The sequence below is a fragment of the Arcobacter vandammei genome (assembly GCF_016106035.1).
Lineage (GTDB): Bacteria > Campylobacterota > Campylobacteria > Campylobacterales > Arcobacteraceae > Aliarcobacter > Aliarcobacter vandammei.
In genome coordinates, this window is the sequence record NZ_JADKPZ010000005.1 from 44,895 (window position 1) to 63,024 (window position 18,130).

Genomic DNA, 18,130 nt, shown 5'->3' on the forward strand with positions numbered 1-18,130 from the left:
AATGAAAGTAGCAGTTCTACAATTTCCAGGAACAAACTGTGAATTTGATGCAAAATATGCATTTGAAAAATTAGGTTGTGAAGTTAATGTAATTTGGCATAAAGAAGATAAGCTACCAGAAAATACTGATTTAGTTGTAGTTCCTGGTGGATTTTCTTATGGAGATTATTTAAGAAGTGGAGCAATTGCAAGATTTGCAGCTATTATGGAAGATGTTAAAAAGTTTGCAAACAATGGCGGTAAAGTTATAGGAATTTGTAATGGTTTTCAAATTTTATTAGAGGCTGGATTATTACCAGGTGCTATGAAAAGAAATGATACTTTACACTTTATATCAAAATATCATCATCTAAAAGTAGTTGATAATCAAAATGAATTTTTAAGACTTTTAAAAGTTGGAGATGTTGTAAATATTCCTGTTGCACATCACGATGGAAATTACTTTATTGATGAAGCTGGATTAAAAGAGCTAGAAATTAATAAGCAAATTTTATTAAGATATTGTGATGAAGCTGGAAACTTAGCAAATATGAATGGAAGTGTTTCAAATATTGCAGGAATTTGTAATAAAGAGAGAAATGTATTTGGTTTAATGCCACACCCAGAACGAGCAATTGAAGAGATTTTAGGTTCTACTGATGGAGTAAATATGCTGAAAGGGTTTTTAAAATAGAAGTTTTCTTCTATTTTTAAATAAGATGAAAAAAGTATATTTACTTTTATTAGCTTTTACAACAATTTTTACAATAAATCTATTTGCTGCAAAAAACTTATATCTAACAGTTTTAAAAGAGCCAAATAGTGTATATAAAAATCAGAAATTTGAAGTAAAAGTTAAAGCTTTAATTACTACAAATGATTTCACATCTTTAACAACAAACTTTTCAAATCAATCAAATATTACAGTTTTAAACCCTAGTTCTCCTTGGAAAAAAATATCAAATGATACTTATGAAAATAGCTTTTATTTTAAAGTTAAATCTTCAAACTTTAGATTACCGCTAATTGAAGTAAAACTTTGGAATTCTAGCTCTTTAATTGATATTTCAAGTGTAGAGACAAAAGATATTAGATTTTCAAATATTGGTAAAAGTGATGATAGATTTTCAAAAGTAATAGCTGATAATATAATTTTAAAAGCATATAAAACAAAGCAGTACAATAATCAAGAAGCTTTAACTATTATTGATATTGATGCTGTAAACTCTAATTTGGAAGATTTTAATTTAGATAATGTTGTAGAACAGGGTGTTTCAAATATAAAAGAGTGGGAAAATATTCAGAATTTAGTTTACTATTTTGTAACTCCAATATATGATAAAAATCTTACATTCACATATTTTAATTCAACTACAAATTCATTTAAAGAGGTAAAAATTCCTTTGATTCTGCAAAATGAGTTGGTAAGTACGCAAACAGATTTAAATCCAAATGATTCTACTTTTGAAAAATATAAAAAGGTAGCTTCAGCGACAGTTTTTATAATATTTTTGCTTTTATTTATTTGGAAAAGAAAAAAATATTTAATACCTTTTGTATTAATTACTTTCATTTTTGCTTTAATTTATAACCTTCCAAATGAAAAAGGTAAGATAAAACAAGACTCTTTTGTATATATTTTACCTACAAAAAATTCAACTGTATTTTTTAAAGCAGATAAAGAGTTAAAAGTAGAAGTGCTAGAGACAAAAGGTCATTTTGTAAAAGTTTTAGGAATTGAAGATGGATTTATTGGTTGGATAAAGGAGGATAGCTTTGAAAAAAATTAGAGGACTTATAGTATTTATTCAATTTTCTATAACAGTTGCTATTGTTGTATTTTTTATGTATTTGTTTAGAAATCAAGCTCATAAAGTTATAAAAATATGGATGAAAGTTCAAATGTTTTTTCTTGGTATTAAGCTTGAAGTTGAAGGTAAATTGGATGAATCTTGTGATTTGATTATTTTAAATCACCAATCTTTGCTTGATATTATAGTAATGGAACACATTCATAATAGAAATATAGCTTGGGTTGCAAAAAAAGAGATAGCTGATCTATTTTTCTTTGGACATATAATCAAAGCTCCACGAATGATTAGTGTTGATAGAGAAAATAAAGCAGGATTAATAAAGCTTTTAGCTGATGTAAGAAATAGGTTAGATTTAGGTCGCCCAATTGCAATGTTTCCAGAAGGTACTAGAAGTGATGGAACTTATATGGGAGAGTTTAAAGCAGGAGCTAAAATGGTTGGGAATAAATTTAACTTAAGAGTTCAACCTGTTGTTATGTTTAATACAAGAAATATTGTAAATTCTCAAAAGATGGAAGCTTCCCCTGGAGTTGTAAAAGTTGTATATTTAGAACCAGTTCAGGCTTCAAAAGATACATCTTGGTATGAAGATTGTGAAAAAAATATGAGAGAAGTTTTTGACAAAGAGTACAAAAATTATGTTTCTTAGTTGGCAAACTATATTTGCAGTTGGAATTGGTGGAGCTATTGGCTCAATTTTAAGGGCTTATACTGTATTTTTTCAACAAAAATATTATCCAGTAGATTTTCCTTTAGGAATTTTAATTGTAAATATAATTGGCTCATTTATAATAGGTTTTTTATACATCTATTTTTCATCTTATATTGTATCAACTAATATGAGATTTCTTTTAATAACTGGTTTTTTAGGTGGCTTAACAACTTTTTCTACCTTTGCACTTGATAGCTATTTGCTCTTTGGAACATCTTTAAATCTTGCTATTTTAAATATTGTTTTAAGTCTTGGTGGTTCACTCTTTGCTGTTGCAATTGGTGTAAAAATAGCACAAATAATTTTCAAGTAGAAAAAAATTTAAGCAATATGAAGTTATAATAATTTCAATATCAAAAAAAAGGATAATTTATGGGTATGCCAAGTGGAATGCAATTGTTGGTAATTGTTTTAATAGTATTAATTTTGTTTGGTGGTAAAAAAATACCTGAACTTGCAAAAGGTTTAGGAAGTGGTATTAAAAACTTTAAAAAAGCTGTAAAAGAAGATGATGAAGAAGTTGCAACTGCTTCAAAAATTGAGGAAAATGACAAAAAAGCTGAAACAAAACAATCAACAGCAACTGAGTCAAAACAATCATAATTTTATAAAGGATTTTTATGAGTATGCCAAGTGGAATGGAACTTTTAATAATAGTTCTAATAGTATTAATTTTGTTTGGTGGTAAAAAAATACCTGAACTTGCAAAAGGTTTAGGAAGTGGTATTAGAAACTTCAAAAAAGCTATAAAAGAAGATGATGAAGCTTTAGCAAAAAATGAAGAAAATGAGAAAAAAGAGCAAATACCAACACAAAATGAAGAGATAAAAAAATCATAAGAGAATAGCATTGCAAAATATAGTTAAAGAATTTATAGAAAAAGTATTAGAAAAAAGTATTGTATTAGAGAAACCAAAAGATAGCTCTTTAGGTCATTTTGCAACTCCTGTTGCATTTAGTTTGGCTAAAGAGCTTAAAAAATCTCCTATGATTTTGGCAGATGAGCTGGTTTTAAAATTAGAGAATAAAGATTATTTTGAAAAAGTTGAAGCTGTAAAGGGCTTTATCAATTTTACTTTATCAAAAAAATTTATTGAAAAACTTACAAATGAAGCATTAAAAAATAGTGAAGATTTTGCAAAAGGTTCTTATAAAGATGAAAAAATTCTTTTAGAGTATGTTTCAGCAAACCCAACTGGACCACTTCATATAGGACATGCTAGAGGAGCTATCTTTGGAGATAGTTTGGCAAAAGTTGGTAAATATTTAGGTTATGATATTTCAACAGAGTATTATATAAATGATGCTGGTGCTCAAATGGATTTATTAGGACTTTCTGTAAATCTTGCTGCTAGAGAGTTTATATTTAATGAAGATGTAATCTATCCTGAAGTTTATTATAGAGGTGATTACTTAGTAGATATTGCAAATTTAGTAATTGATAAATTTGGAAAAGATTATATTTATAATGAAGATAATTTTAAAGAGATAGCACTTTTTGGAAAAGATTTTGTTATGAATTTAATTATAAAAGATTTAAAAGATTTGGGAATAGAGTTTGATAATTTTGTTTCTGAAAAATCTTTATATAGCTCTTGGGAAAGTACAAAATCTGTGCTAGAAAAAAATGGTTCACTTTATAATAAAGATGACAAAACTTACTTAAAATCTACCCAATTTGGTGATGATAGTGATAGAGTTGTTGTAAGAGATAATGGAATACCAACATATTTAGCAGGAGATATAATCTATCATAAAAATAAATATGATAGAGATTTTGATAGATATATAAATATTTGGGGAGCTGATCATCACGGATATATTACAAGGGTGAAAGCTGCTATTGAATTCTTAGGAAATGACTCTTCAAAGTTAGAAATTCTTCTATCTCAAATGGTTCAACTTTTAAAAGGTGGTGAACCCTATAAAATGAGTAAGAGAAGAGGAACAGTTATCTTGATGTCAGATATTACTGAAGAGATAGGTAGTGATGCTTTAAGATTTGTTTTCCTTACAAAAAAAAGTGATACTCACTTAGAATTTGATATTGATATGTTAAAAAATCAAGATTCAACTAATCCAATTTTTTATATAAATTATGCACATGCAAGAATAAATCAAGTTTTTGTAAAAGCTGGTATATCAAATGATGATGTTAAAGATATAAGTTTTGAGAATTTAAATAGTGATTCTTTGAATTTAGTTTATGAATCTTTACTTTTGAAAGCTGTTTTAGAAGATGCTTTTGCAAAAAGAGAGATGCAAAAAATCACTGAATACTTGTATAGCTTAGCTTCAAGTGTACATAGATTTTATAATGAGCATAAAATTGTTGGAAGTGAAAATGAAAAAGCTTACTTAAAAGTTTTAAGTATGGCAAAATTAAGCATAAAAGTTGGACTTAAACTTTTAGGAATTGAAGCAAAAGAGATTATGTAATCTCTTTTCTTTAATCTTTAGGTTTTACAAAACTTTCTAAAAACTCTTCAATATTATATTTTTCTCTATATTTTTCACTCATTAAATGAATAAAAACATCACCTAAATCAATAACAGTCCAGTTGTCATCTTCATCAACTCTTAAAAACTCTTCACCTTTTGGTTTTAAATCAATTTTTAAGTGATCTAATAATGCACTTGCATGTTTTGGATTTAAAGTTGTAGCAATAACAACATAATCAACTAAATACTCTTTTGATGTTAAATCAAACACTTCAATATCAACAGCTTTTTTATCTTCTAAAATTGCTTTTATATTTTCAATTCTATTATTCAAAATTTTTCCTTTTTTTAAATATTTTAGGTCTTCCCAAATCTCTTTTGGTACATAATCTAAATCTAAATTCTCTCTTAGTTTTGTAGAGCTAATATCTATATTTATATCAAGAGTTTTAAAATCTTTTGATATTAAGTTATAGCCAATTCTAAGTGCTACAACAAATTCTAAACTCTCTTTTAGTTCATCTATATTATGCCATCTATGAAGAGATTTTAGATTGTCTTCACCTATTATAAAATAGATTTTACTAGGCTTGTATAGGTCTTTAATATATCTAATTGTCTCATAAGTATAGCTTAGTTTTTTTTGCTTTATCTCAAAATCACTAATTTCAACTTTAGGATTATTTTTAAAAACTTTCTTAAGTAGTTCAAATCTTACATTTGGCTCAAATAAAAACTCTTTTTTAAATGGATTTAGATAGGTTGGAATGATTATAAGTTTATCAATATCTAGCTCTTTTAATGCTGTTTCAACAATAGCTTTGTGTGCTATGTGAATAGGATCAAAACTGCCACCAAAAATTGCAATTTTCAACTATTTTTTGCCTTTGTTTTATAATTAAATATTATTATAGCAATTTTTGGATAAAATATTTGCTATTTAGAATTTTTATAAAGGGAATAAATGGCTATTAAAGTTGCAATAAATGGATTTGGAAGAATAGGAAGATGTGTAGCTAGAATTATTGCTACAAGAGACGATGTTGAGTTAGTTGCAATCAATGACACAGCAAAACCAGATATGCTTGAATATATCACAAAATATGATACAGTTCACGGAACTTTTAATGGAGATGTTAAAGTTGAAAATGGTTATTTAAAAATGGGAAAAATAAATGCCAAATTGTATTCAACTAGAGATGCTAGTGAATTAACTTTTACAAAAGATTGTGGAGCTGATATTGTTTTAGAGTGTACAGGAGCATATTTGACAAAAGAGTCTTGTCAAGTACATATAAATAATGGTGCGAAAAAAGTTGTAATGTCAGCACCTGCAAAAGATGATACAAAAACTTATGTTGTTGGAGTAAATGAACACACTTATGAAGGTGAAAAAATAGTATCAAATGCTTCTTGTACAACAAACTGCTTAGGACCAATAGCAAAAATTATTGATGATGCATTTGGAATTGAAAAAGGTTTAATGACAACTATTCACTCATATACAAATGACCAAAATATTTTAGATGTAAAACATAAATCTGATAAAAGAAGAGCAAGAGCAGGTGCACAAAATATGATACCTACAAGTACAGGTGCTGCAAAAGCTATGAGATTAATTATGCCTCAACTAGATGGTAAACTTCACGGACAAAGTGTAAGAGTTCCAACTCCAAATGTATCAATGGTAGATGTAAATTTTGTAATCAAAAAAGATACAACAAAAGAGGAAATAAACGAACTTTTCACAAAAAAATCAAAAGAACTTGCTGGAATAGTTGCAGTTGATAATGATATGTTAGTGTCAAGTGATATTATTGGAAATACAAACTCTACAATAATTGCAAGTGATTTAACACAAGTAATTGGTGGAAATATGATAAAAGTTATGAGTTGGTATGATAATGAGTGGGGTTATTCAGCAAGACTTGTTGATTTAGCTGTTTATGTAGCAAATAAGTAAGGAATAAAATGCAATTACAAGAGCTTAAAAATATAGATATAGCAGGAAAAAAAGTATTTATTAGATGTGATTTTAATGTTCCTGTTGATGAGTACAATAATATTACAGATGATAGAAGAATACGAAGTGCTTTAAATACTATTAGATATTGTATAGACAATGATTGTTCAGTGATTTTAGCAAGTCATTTTGGAAGACCAAAAGGTGGATTTGAAGAGAAATATTCACTTCTTCCAATAGCTAAAAGATTACATATTTTACTAAAACAAGAGATAAAACTAGCTCCAAATGTTGTAGATGACGAGACATTAAAAATGGCAAAAGAGTTAAAAGCTGGTGAAATTATGCTTTTAGAAAATATGAGATTTGAAGCAGGTGAAACTAAAAATGATGAAGAGTTAAGTAAAAAACTAGCATCTATGGCTGAAGTTTATGTAAATGATGCCTTTGGTGTTTCACATAGAGCTCACTCATCTGTTGAGGGAATTGCAAAATATTTTGATATGAATCATAAAGCAGCTGGATTTTTACTAGCAAAAGAGATTAAATTTTTTCACCATATAGTTGAAAATCCAAAAAGACCATTTGTTTCAATAGTTGGTGGTTCAAAAGTATCTGGAAAACTTGAAGCTTTATATAATCTTGTTCCAAAGGTTGATAAGATAGTTATTGGTGGAGGGATGGCATTTACATTCTTAAAAGCTTTAGGATATGAAATTGGAAAATCACTTGTTGAAGAGGATTTAATCCCTGAAGCTATAAAAATTATGGATTTAGCAAAAAAAGAGGATACAAAACTATATTTACCTGTTGATATAGTTGCTGCTGAAGCTTTTGATTCTGAAGCAATAGCAAAAATTGTTCCAGTTCAAGAGATGCCAAAAGCTTGGATTGGGCTTGATATAGGACCTGCAACTGCCCTACTATTTAGTGAAGTGTTAAGCGATGCAAACACTATTTTGTGGAATGGACCAATGGGTGTTTATGAGATGGAAAAATTTGCAAAAGGTAGTACAAAAATATCTCATGCAGTAGCTAGTTCTTATGCTACAACTGTTGTTGGTGGTGGAGATACAGCTGATTTAGTAAGAATAACTGGCGATGAAGCTGATATGACATTTATATCTACAGGTGGAGGAGCTTCGCTTGAACTTATTGAAGGAAAAATTCTTCCAGGTGTAAAAGCACTTGTTATTGAGGAATAATTTATGTCAATAATTGCTAGTAATTTCAAGACAAACCATACAAGAGCAACTACTAAAGAGTTTATTGAAAAAACAAACAACTATCTTATAGAAAACAAAATAAAAAGTGAAGTACTAATATTCCCAACAGCTACTTCACTTGACTCATTTTCTACTGTTTCAAACTTAGATATTGGTGTGCAAAATGCTTATGGAGCTATAAAAGGGTCATATACAGGTGAAATTGCATTAGAACAAATAAACGAGTTTGCTCTTAAAACTATTTTAATAGGACATAGTGAAAGAAGAGAGATTTTTAAAGAGAGCCAAAAAGATATAGCTAAGAAATTTGAGTTTTATAAAAATCTTGGTTTTAAAATTGTTTATTGTATTGGAGAGCCTTTAGAGATAAAAGATCAGGGTTTAGAGAAGACTTTAGAGTATATTTTTGAACAGTTTATTGGAATTGATACATCTTATCCTAATCTAATCTTAGCTTATGAGCCAATTTGGGCAATAGGAACAGGAGTTACTGCAACAAATGAAGATATAAAAGAAGTTCATAGTGCAATTAAAAATAAGATAAACAGACCACTTTTATATGGCGGAAGTGTAAAATTAGAAAATATCAAAGAGATTTGTGAAATAGAAAATGTAGATGGTGCATTAATAGGAACAGCATCTTGGAAAGTTGATGATTTTATAGAAATGATTGAAAAGACAAAGGATTTATAATGATAATGAAAGGAAAAAAAGGTGTAATTTTAGGTGTAGCAAATGAAAAATCGATTGCTTACGGAATTGCAAAAGCATGTGCAGAGCAAGGAGCTACAATAGCTTTTACATACTTAAATGATGCACTTAAAAAAAGAGTTGAACCAATTGCAGCTGAGTTTGGAAGTTCTAGTTTAGTTTATCCTTGTGATGTTTCAAAACCAGAAGAGATAAAAACACTAAAAGAGTCTTTAGAAAAAGATTTAGGAGAGATTGATTTTATCGTTCACTCTATTGCATTTGCTCCAAAAGATGGACTTAGTGGAAGATTTCACAATATCACAAAAGAGGCATTTGATATTGCTATGGATATATCAGTGTTTTCTTTAATCGAAGTTACAAGAGAGCTAAAACCACTTTTATCTTCTAACTCTTCAATTTTAACTCTAACTTATTATGGTGGAGCAAAATATATTCCAAATTATAATCTAATGGGTGTAGCAAAAGCAGCTTTAGAGATGACTACAAAATATTTGGCTGAAGATTTAGGAAAAGAGGGTATTAGAGTAAATGCTATTAGTGCAGGTCCTATTAAGACTTTAGCAGCTGCAGGAATTGGAGATTTTAGATTTATGCTTAAATGGAATGAAGCTCACTCTCCACTTAAAAAGAATGTAAGTATTGAAGAAGTTGGAAATTCTGGAATGTATTTGCTAAGTAATCTTTCAAGTGCAGTTACAGGGGAAATTCACTATGTAGATAGCGGATATAATATTATGGGAATGCCAGCGGTTGATTTTTCGGGTGAAAAACCTACTATCGCATGGAATGGTACAGACAAATAATTTATAAAATGTATCTTTTTGCCAAAATCTTCGTTTACAAAAAATCTTAAGCACTCACTTACAAAAGTAAGCTCGTTTGCTTAAGATTTTTCAAGCCTTGATTTTGACTAAGAATATCCATTTTCTAGGTTTTATTAAGAAAAAGAGTAAAATCACTTTCGATAATAGAGTTAATTTTTTAAAATTTTAAGAACTTTTTTTAAAGTTTTTAAAATTTTAAAACCAAATTTATGAAGGATAATTATGAATATAGACTTTAAAGCATTAGCACAAAAATATCAAACACCTTATTATGTATATGATTTTGACCATATTACAAAACAATATACAGAATTAAAAGAGTCATTTAGAGCAAGAAAATCTCTAATCGCATATGCTGTTAAAGCAAATTCAAATTTAAGTGTCGTAAAACATCTTGCAAATCTTGGAGCAGGTGCTGATTGTGTTAGTATTGGTGAGGTAAGAAGAGCCTTAACAGTTGGTATTCCTTCTTATAAGATTATTTTTTCAGGAGTTGGAAAAAGTGATGATGAGATAAAACAGGCTTTAGAACTTGATATTTTAATGATAAATGTTGAAAGTGCAGCAGAGTTAAATAGAGTTGAAATAATAGCAAAAGAGTTAGGAAAAGTTGCAAGAATTTCTATTAGAGTAAATCCAAATATTGATCCAAAAACTCATCCTTATATCTCAACAGGACTTCATGAAAATAAATTTGGAGTAGATATTGATACAGCAAAAAGAATGTATATTCAGTGTAAAAATAGTGAGTTTTTAGAGCCAACAGGTATTCATTGTCATATAGGTTCTCAATTAACAGAGCTTCAACCAATTAAAGATGCAGTTAAAATAGTTGCTGATTTAGTTAGAAATTTAAAAGCTATTAAAATTGAGCTATCTTTTATGGATGTTGGTGGAGGATTAGGAATTGTTTATGATGATGAGAAACTAATTGATACTTATGAATATGCACAATCAATATTAGATGTTATGTTTGGTCTTGATTTAACAATTGTTTGTGAACCAGGAAGATTTATTGTTGGAAATTCTGGAGTTTTTGTTACAAAAGTTTTATATGAAAAAATAAATGGAAACAAAAGATTTGTAATTGTTGATGGAGCAATGAATGATTTAATCAGACCTGCACTTTATGGAGCTTATCATAAAATAGAGGTTTTAAATGAGAATAGAGATTTTAGTGATTGTAATCTTGTAGGACCAGTTTGTGAAAGTGGAGATTTCTTTGCAAAAAATATTGAACTTCCTGTAACTTGCCACAATGATTTAGTAGCAATTTATAGTGCTGGAGCTTATGGATTTACGATGAGCAGTAACTACAATACAAGAGGAAGAGTTGCTGAGATTGCTGTAGAAAATGGAAATGATAGATTAATTAGAAGAAGAGAGAGTTTTGAAGATTTAATTGCACATGAAATTGAATTTATAAAATAGGTGGAAATATGGCTATAGAAGATGGTTTAAATGAGATAAGAAATAAGCTTGATTGTATAGATAATAAGCTTCTTGATTTGCTAAATGAGAGAATGGAGCTTGTTCATCAAGTAGGAGTTATAAAAGCTCAAAGTGGTGGAGCTATTTATAGACCTGAGAGAGAAAAAGCTATTATAGACAGACTTGAAAAGATAAATAAAGAGAATAAAGGTCTTTTAAATAGAAGTGCTATTGAAGCTCTGTTTTTAGAGATTTTTGCAATTTCAAGAAATTTAGAGTTACCTGAGAATATTGGTTATCTTGGACCAAAAGGAAGTTTTACACATCAAGCAGCTGAAGCTAGATTTGGAGCTATGAGTTCTTATGTTTCTGTATCTTCAATTAAAGGTATATTTAAAGAGTTAGAGTCAAAAAAGATAAAATATGGAGTTGTTCCAATAGAGAACTCTTCAAATGGAATAGTAAATGATACAATAAATGGATTTACACATTTTAATTCAAAAATAGTTGCAGAAGTTGTGTTGAAAATTCATCATACACTAGCAACGACTTGCGATAAAATTGAAGATATAAAAAAGATTTATTCAAAAGATATAGCTTTTGATCAGTGTAGAAAATTTTTAAATAATTTTGGTCTTGATGAGGTTGAGTTAATTCCTGTTGAAAGTACAACAAAAGCTGCAAAACTAGCAGCTGCTGAAAAAAACAGTGCTGCAATTTGTGCTCATGTTGCTGCAAAATTGTATAATCTTCCAATATTGTTTGAAAATATTGAAGATAAAGACAATAACAAAACAAGATTTTTTATACTAAGTGATTTTGAAAATGCACCAAGTGGAAATGATAAAACTTCACTTCTTGCAAAATTCCCAGATGAACAAGGTGTACTTGTAAAGTTTTTAAATGATTTAAATGATGCAAAAATAAATCTTACAAAGATAAAATCTCATATTATTGAAGGTGATTCAATATTTTTTATAGATTTTGATGGTCATAAAGATGATGAGAATATTAAAAAAGTGCTTGAAAAACATAAAACTAGTGTAAAAATACTAGGTTCTTATGTAAAAGAGATAAAAGATATATAAATTATAATAGAAGTAAATATAAAAGGAAAAATAAAATGAAATTTAATAAAGTATTTAATAATGTTTCAACTTATGAAGCAGGAAAACCAATAGAATTAGTTGTAAGAGAGTATGGAATAGATCCAAAAGATGTAGTAAAATTAGCTTCAAATGAGAATCCTTATGGTTGTTCACCAAAGGTTATTTCTAAAGTTGAAAGTATTGTGAAAAATATGTATTTATATCCAGATGACTCAATGTTTGAGTTAAAAGATGCTTTAGGAAAAAAATATGATATGGATAGCAAAAATATTATTATTGGTTCTGGAAGCGACCAAATTTTAGAGTTTTGTGTTCATGCAAAATGTAAAAAAGGGTCAAATGTTTTAATGGCAAAAACAACTTTTGCTATGTATGAAATCTATGCAAAACAAGTTGGAGCAAATATCATAAAATGTAAAAAAGATTTACCTGATTTAAAAGAGCTTTTGAAACTATATAAAAAACATGGAGCAGACTTAATCTTTTTATGTGTTCCTAATAATCCACTTGGTGATTGTTTTGATAAAGATGAAATTTACAAATTTTTAGAGAAAATTGATAAAAATACTTTGGTAGTTGTTGATGGTGCTTACAATGAATTTGCAGGTTTTAAAGATGAAAAGAAAAAAATCTGCCCAAAAGATTTAATCACAAAATTCCCAAATAGTGTATATTTAGGAACTTTCTCAAAAGCTTATTCATTAGGTGGAATGAGAGTTGGTTACGGATTTGGTCAAATAGATATAATCTCAACTTTTTATAAAATAAGAGCTCCTTTTAATATTACAACTTTAAGTTTAGCAGCTGCTATTGAAGCACTAAAAGATGAAGAGTTTGTGAATGAGTGTATATCTAAAAACTTTATTGAGATGAAAAGATATGAAGAGTATGCACAAAATAAAGGCTTTGAATATATTCCATCTTATACAAATTTTATAGCTATTAAATTAGGAAAATATAGTTCAAAAGTTGTATCTCAAAAATTACTAGAGCGAGGTATGATTATACGAGATTTAACAGGATATGGTTTAAATGCTATTAGAATTACAATTGGAACAAATGAGCAAAATACAAAGTTATTTAAACTTTTAGATGAAGTTTTAGCAGAGTTAAACTAGGAGTTTATTATTTTGAATATTGAAGTAAAAGGCAAAAATAAAGAAGAGTTAGAAGATTTAGCATCAAAGATACGAGAGCGAATTATTGATGTAGTTTCAAGAAAAGGTGGACACTTTTCATCAACTTTAGGTGCTGTTGAATTAACTCTTGGAATGCACTATGTTTTTGATATAGAAAATGATCCTTTTATTTTTGATGTTTCTCATCAATGCTATCCACATAAGCTTCTTACTGGTCGTTGGGAAGAGTTTGAAACTATTAGACAATTTGGTGGAATGTGTGGTTTTACAAAACCAAAGGAGCATAAGGCTGATTATTTTGTTGCTGGGCATAGTTCTACTTCTATTTCCCTGGCAACTGGAGCTGCTAAAGCAATTAAGCTAAAAGAGCAAAATAGAGTTCCAGTTGTTATGATTGGAGATGGTTCTATGAGTGCTGGAATGGTTTATGAAGCACTAAATGAACTAGGAGATTTAAAACTTCCTGTTGTGATTATTTTAAATGACAATGAAATGAGTATTGCAAAGCCAATAGGTGCTATTTCGAAATATCTTTCAAAAATACTTGCTGGAAAATTTTATCAAAGTTTTAAAACAAGAGTTGATAAATTTATAAGAAATAATATGCCAGAAGGTACAACTTATCTAGCGAAAAGATTAGAGAGTTCTATTAAACTAATCACTCCTGGAATTTTATTTGAAGAGATGGGAATAGATTATATAGGTCCAATTGATGGGCATGATATAGATGAGATTATAGAGACTTTAACTATTGCAAAAGAGATGAATAAGCCTGTAATTGTACATGCAAGAACAGTAAAAGGCAAAGGCTATAAAATAGCTGAAGGGCAACACGAACATTGGCATGGAGTTGGTCCTTTTAATGTTGAAGATGGAGAATTTACAAAGAAAGCATCAAGTAAAAGTGCAACAGCTATCTATTCTGAAGCTCTTTTAGATTTAGCCTGTAGATATGAAAATGTTGTTGGAGTAACAGCAGCCATGCCAAGTGGAACGGGAATGGATAAATTAATAGATAAATTTCCAGATAGATTTTGGGATGTAGCAATTGCAGAACAACATGCAGTTACATCAATGGCAGCTATGGCAAAAGAGGGCTTTAAACCTTTTGTTACAATATATTCTACATTTCTACAAAGAGGCTTTGACCAAATTATCCACGATGTTTGTATTATGAATTTACCAGTTGTTTTTGCTATGGATAGAGCTGGAATTGTTGGAAATGATGGAGAGACTCATCAAGGAGTTTTTGATATAAGCTTTTTAAGATTTATTCCAAATATGATTTTATTTGCTCCAAGAGATAATGAAACATTAAAAAATGCTATTGATTTTTCATATGGTTTAGAAAGTCCTTGTGCTATTAGGTATCCAAGAGGTTCTTTTAAAGAGTTAGAGTTTAAAGCAACACCTTTTGAGCTTGGTAAAGCAGAGATTTTAAAGCAAGGTTCTAGTAAGAAACTATTTATAGGTTATGGAGCGGGTGTTTCTAGGGCAATTGAAGTTGAAAAACTTCATGAAGAAGATATTGCAATTTTGGATTTGAGATTTATAAAACCAATAGATAAAGAAGTTCTACAAAATTTAGCACAGAAATATGATACTTGGTATGTATTTAGTGATTCTCAAAAGCTAGGTGGTGTTGCTAGTACTATTTTAGAAGCTTTGAATGAATTAAATATAAATAGTGTAAAAATAAACTCTTTTGAATATGATGATATGTTTATTGAGCATGGCGATACAAGTGATGTTGAAAAGTCATTGGAACTACTTCCAAATCAAATACTTTCAAAAATAAAATAAGCCTATACAACTAATTTTCTTTAAAATGTCCTTTAAATAGGATATTTTTTGTCTTGTATTATAAGATAAAATTATAATAAATTTCAATAAAAACTATAAAATTAATTTTCATTTAATAATTATTATCCTATTATTAACTAATTTTAATTAGGAGGAATAATATGAAATTAGCATTATCGCTTTCAATTTTATTAGGTGCAAGTAGTTTATTTGCAAGTCAATCATTAATTACAAAGGCAAAAAATGCGGGATTAGAAGCAATCCCAACAGATAAATCAGCTTTGATGAAATTAATTGATGATCCAAAAGATCCAATAACAGATGCAAAAGTTGAATTAGGGAAAAAACTATATTTTGATCCAAGACTTTCAAGAAGTAACTTAATCTCATGTAATACATGTCATAACCTTGCTCTTGGTGGAGCAGATGGAGTTCCTGCAGCAATTGGTCATGGTTGGACAGCAAATCCATTTCACTTAAACTCTCCAACAGTTTATAACTCAGTATTCTTCAAGGCACAATTTTGGGATGGAAGAAGTCCGCACTTACAAGACCAAGCAGCAGGACCAATCCAAGCAGCTCCAGAAATGGCAGCACCACCAGCACTTATTGTTGAAAGAATTAACTCTATACCAGCTTATGTAGAAGAGTTTAAAACAGCTTATGGTAAAGATGTAAAAGTTGATTTCGATAAAATTACTTCTGCAATTGCAACTTTTGAAAGAGTTTTAGTTACTCCGTCAAAATTTGATAAATTCTTAGAAGGTGATGAAAATGCACTTAATAAAGCTGAAAAAGAAGGTTTAGATTTATTCTTAGGTAAAGGTTGTACAGCCTGTCATACAGGAATTGCTCTTGGTGGAACAATGCAACCATTCCAAATTGCTAACCAATATAAATTTATTAGTGTAGGTGATTTTAAAGGTGATGAGAATGGTATGGTTAAAACTCCATCTTTAAGAAATATTACTGAAACAGCTCCATATTTCCACAATGGTCAATTCTGGGCTTTAAGTGATGCAGTTAAAGAGATGGGTTCTGTTCAATTAGGAATTAATATTTCTGATGATGATGCAAGTAAGATTGTAACATTCTTAGGTGCTTTAAAAGGTGATAAACCAGCATTTACTTATCCACAACTTCCAGAGTCTACAAACAAAACTCCAAAACCATCGTTTGATTAAAACTAAGGCTTTTTGCCTTAGTTTACACTTTTTTAAAACACTTAACTATAAACAAATAACTTTAAGAGTAAAATCTTTTTTCTAAAGGAAGATTTTGAAAAGCAATTTATTAATTATCATATATGGACTTATTGTTACTATGTCGGTTATGTATGCTACACAACCACTTCAGCCACTTTTAGCTAAAGAGTTTGATATTACAATTATTGAAGCCTCACAATTTACAGCTATAATTTTATTCTTTTTAGCAATTGCTCCAATAATTTATGGATACATTTTAGAAAAAGTAGATGCAAAAAAGATGTTAATAAATGCTTCTATGGTTTTACTTATTACAAATATATTTTTAGGTCTATCAAAAACTTATGAATTTTTCTTATTTTTTAGATTTTGTGAAGCTTTGGTAATTCCTGCTATTTTAACCTCTTTGATGAGTATTTTGGCAAATATAGATAAAGAAAATGTAAAATTTAATATGTCTATTTATGTTGCAGGAACTGTATTTGGTGGGCTTGTTGGAAGAGTTTTTTCAGGCTTTATTGCTTCAATTTTCTCTTATGAGTTTGTTTTTTACTCTTTATCTTTTGCTATATTGTTATCTATTATTTTGATTAAAAAACTAAATTTTCAAGGTGAAGCAACAATAATAAAACCAAAATTCTCAGATATTATTTATATCTTAAAAGATAGAAGATTTTTGATAGTTTATTTTGTAATGTTTTGCTTGTTTTTCGTATTTTCTGGAGTTTTAAATGTTTTACCATTTAGAGCAAAAAGCTTATCAGAAGATTTTTCAGAGTTTCAAATTGCACTTTTGTATTTAGGTTATGGTATGGGAATTTTGGTATCTTTAAACTCTAAAAAAATTGTAAACTTCTTTAAAAATGAGATAAATACGATTTTTGCTTCTATAATCTTTTTTATTTTTACCATTTTATCTTTACTTGTGAGTGATATTTTATACCTTTTCTTACTTATATTTTTGGTTTGTATAGGAATGTTTACAACTCATACTGTTAGCACTCAACTTGCAAACTCTATGAAAGCTTCGCAAAAATCTCTAACATCTGGAATGTATCTTACTTTTTACTATCTTGGTGGTGCAAGTGGTTCTATTTTCCCTTCATATATTTATAAAGCTTTTGGTTGGGATATTATGCTTATTTGTTTTGTCTTTTTACTTTTATTTGTCTCTTTTGTAGTATTTATAAATATAAAGCTATTTAGAGCTTCATAAAAGGGATTAGTTTTTCAATACTTAAGCCCATAGCCGTACTTTCAAGCCCCACAACACTTTTTATATATGGCTTACAAAATCCTTCAACCATAATAGCTCCTGCTTTTCCAAAGCACTCACCACTATCTAAGTAGTTTTGCATATCTTTTTTATCAAATTCTTTAAAATCATAAGTTGTAATAGAAATATCTATAAGTTCAATACTTTTACTTTTATAAATCATACAAGAGATAACACTGGTTTGGTTTCCACTTTGAAGTTCCAGCATAGCTTTTGCATCATCGTAATTTTTTGCTTTTCTCAAAAGCTTTCCTTCACAAGTAACCACACTATCAGCAACAAGAAGTGGCATATCAACAACTCCATATTTAGAGTAAAGCTCATCAAATTTCCCTTTGGTAGCTATGTAGCAAAACTCTTTTGGATCTTGTGTTTTTATACTATCTTCATCAAAATCTCCACCATTTTGTATAAAATCAATTTTAAAATCTCTTAATATTTTTGCTCGTGTAGGTGAATTTGAACCTAGTCTTATCAATTTTTTACCTTTTAT

19 protein-coding genes and 1 pseudogene are annotated in these 18,130 nt (G+C 28.8%); 17 read left to right on the forward strand and 3 right to left on the reverse strand.

Going from position 1 to position 18,130, the window contains the following annotated elements:
- The first annotated feature begins 1 nt into the window (after position 1).
- From purQ to argS, 7 genes are read left to right on the forward strand one after another with little or no spacing between them, the layout of a single operon-like run.
- On the forward strand, positions 2-673 hold the full coding sequence (gene purQ, locus IQC44_RS03855) for a phosphoribosylformylglycinamidine synthase subunit PurQ (RefSeq protein WP_198304944.1): 672 nt from the start codon (positions 2-4) through the stop codon (positions 671-673).
- Positions 674-698: 25 nt separating this feature from the next.
- Complete coding sequence (locus tag IQC44_RS03860) at positions 699-1,769, forward strand: hypothetical protein (protein ID WP_198304945.1); 1,071 nt, start codon at positions 699-701, stop codon at positions 1,767-1,769.
- The gene (locus IQC44_RS03865; protein ID WP_198304947.1) at positions 1,756-2,442 is read left to right on the forward strand and encodes a lysophospholipid acyltransferase family protein; all 687 of its coding nucleotides are present in this window, start codon (positions 1,756-1,758) and stop codon (positions 2,440-2,442) included. The genes IQC44_RS03860 and IQC44_RS03865 overlap by 14 nt, the downstream gene beginning before the upstream one ends.
- A complete protein-coding gene (gene crcB, locus IQC44_RS03870) occupies positions 2,432-2,818 on the forward strand; it encodes a fluoride efflux transporter CrcB (protein ID WP_198304948.1) in 387 nt (128 codons plus the stop codon). The genes IQC44_RS03865 and crcB overlap by 11 nt, the downstream gene beginning before the upstream one ends.
- 59 nt (positions 2,819-2,877) lie before the next feature.
- The gene (locus IQC44_RS03875; protein WP_228286249.1) at positions 2,878-3,108 is read left to right on the forward strand and encodes a Sec-independent protein translocase subunit TatA/TatB; all 231 of its coding nucleotides are present in this window, start codon (positions 2,878-2,880) and stop codon (positions 3,106-3,108) included.
- Between the two features lie 17 nt (positions 3,109-3,125).
- On the forward strand, positions 3,126-3,344 hold the full coding sequence (gene tatA, locus IQC44_RS03880) for a twin-arginine translocase TatA/TatE family subunit (protein WP_198304951.1): 219 nt from the start codon (positions 3,126-3,128) through the stop codon (positions 3,342-3,344).
- 10 nt (positions 3,345-3,354) lie between these two features.
- Positions 3,355-4,944: an arginine--tRNA ligase gene (gene argS / locus IQC44_RS03885; RefSeq protein ID WP_198304953.1), complete on the forward strand. Its 1,590-nt coding sequence runs from the start codon at positions 3,355-3,357 to the stop codon at positions 4,942-4,944.
- 10 nt (positions 4,945-4,954) lie between these two features.
- Here argS and rsfS read toward each other — a convergent pair whose 3' ends face one another.
- Together rsfS and nadD are read right to left on the reverse strand one after the other, a co-directional pair.
- Positions 4,955-5,281 carry a ribosome silencing factor gene (gene rsfS / locus IQC44_RS11505; protein WP_228286254.1) on the reverse strand — a complete coding sequence of 109 codons (327 nt, stop codon included), beginning with the start codon at positions 5,279-5,281 and terminating at the stop codon, positions 4,955-4,957.
- 3 nt (positions 5,282-5,284) lie between these two features.
- Positions 5,285-5,821: pseudogene (gene nadD, locus IQC44_RS11510) on the reverse strand (nicotinate (nicotinamide) nucleotide adenylyltransferase); the annotation flags it as partial.
- Positions 5,822-5,911: 90 nt separating this feature from the next.
- On the opposite strand from nadD, the gene gap reads away from it, so the two are divergent.
- The 10 genes from gap (at position 5,912) to IQC44_RS03940 (ending at position 17,577) form a co-directional block, all read left to right on the forward strand.
- On the forward strand, positions 5,912-6,910 hold the full coding sequence (gene gap / locus IQC44_RS03895) for a type I glyceraldehyde-3-phosphate dehydrogenase (protein ID WP_198304964.1): 999 nt from the start codon (positions 5,912-5,914) through the stop codon (positions 6,908-6,910).
- 8 nt (positions 6,911-6,918) lie between these two features.
- The gene (locus tag IQC44_RS03900) at positions 6,919-8,115 is read left to right on the forward strand and encodes a phosphoglycerate kinase (RefSeq protein ID WP_198304965.1); all 1,197 of its coding nucleotides are present in this window, start codon (positions 6,919-6,921) and stop codon (positions 8,113-8,115) included.
- A gap of 3 nt (positions 8,116-8,118) precedes the next feature.
- The gene (locus IQC44_RS03905; protein WP_198304967.1) at positions 8,119-8,829 is read left to right on the forward strand and encodes a triose-phosphate isomerase; all 711 of its coding nucleotides are present in this window, start codon (positions 8,119-8,121) and stop codon (positions 8,827-8,829) included.
- Positions 8,829-9,653 (forward strand): enoyl-ACP reductase FabI, encoded by an 825-nt coding sequence (fabI, locus tag IQC44_RS03910; RefSeq protein ID WP_198304969.1) that lies wholly within the window; start codon positions 8,829-8,831, stop codon positions 9,651-9,653. Before IQC44_RS03905 ends, fabI begins: the two co-directional genes overlap by 1 nt.
- A 243-nt stretch (positions 9,654-9,896) precedes the next feature.
- Positions 9,897-11,105, forward strand: coding sequence for a diaminopimelate decarboxylase (gene lysA, locus IQC44_RS03915; protein WP_198304971.1), 1,209 nt, complete (start codon positions 9,897-9,899; stop codon positions 11,103-11,105).
- Positions 11,106-11,113: 8 nt separating this feature from the next.
- On the forward strand, positions 11,114-12,193 hold the full coding sequence (gene pheA / locus IQC44_RS03920) for a chorismate mutase (protein ID WP_198304973.1): 1,080 nt from the start codon (positions 11,114-11,116) through the stop codon (positions 12,191-12,193).
- A gap of 35 nt (positions 12,194-12,228) precedes the next feature.
- Complete coding sequence (gene hisC, locus IQC44_RS03925; protein ID WP_198304975.1) at positions 12,229-13,332, forward strand: histidinol-phosphate transaminase; 1,104 nt, start codon at positions 12,229-12,231, stop codon at positions 13,330-13,332.
- A gap of 18 nt (positions 13,333-13,350) precedes the next feature.
- The gene (dxs, locus tag IQC44_RS03930) at positions 13,351-15,156 is read left to right on the forward strand and encodes a 1-deoxy-D-xylulose-5-phosphate synthase (protein WP_198305120.1); all 1,806 of its coding nucleotides are present in this window, start codon (positions 13,351-13,353) and stop codon (positions 15,154-15,156) included.
- A gap of 161 nt (positions 15,157-15,317) precedes the next feature.
- Complete coding sequence (locus tag IQC44_RS03935) at positions 15,318-16,340, forward strand: cytochrome-c peroxidase (RefSeq protein WP_198304977.1); 1,023 nt, start codon at positions 15,318-15,320, stop codon at positions 16,338-16,340.
- A 94-nt stretch (positions 16,341-16,434) separates the two neighbouring features.
- Positions 16,435-17,577 carry an MFS transporter gene (locus IQC44_RS03940; protein ID WP_228286251.1) on the forward strand — a complete coding sequence of 381 codons (1,143 nt, stop codon included), beginning with the start codon at positions 16,435-16,437 and terminating at the stop codon, positions 17,575-17,577.
- Here the strand turns inward: IQC44_RS03940 and maf are convergent.
- On the reverse strand, positions 17,564-18,115 hold the full coding sequence (maf, locus tag IQC44_RS03945; RefSeq protein ID WP_198304979.1) for a septum formation inhibitor Maf: 552 nt from the start codon (positions 18,113-18,115) through the stop codon (positions 17,564-17,566). The two genes, IQC44_RS03940 and maf, sit on opposite strands and share 14 nt — an antisense overlap.
- Positions 18,116-18,130 lie beyond the last annotated feature (15 nt).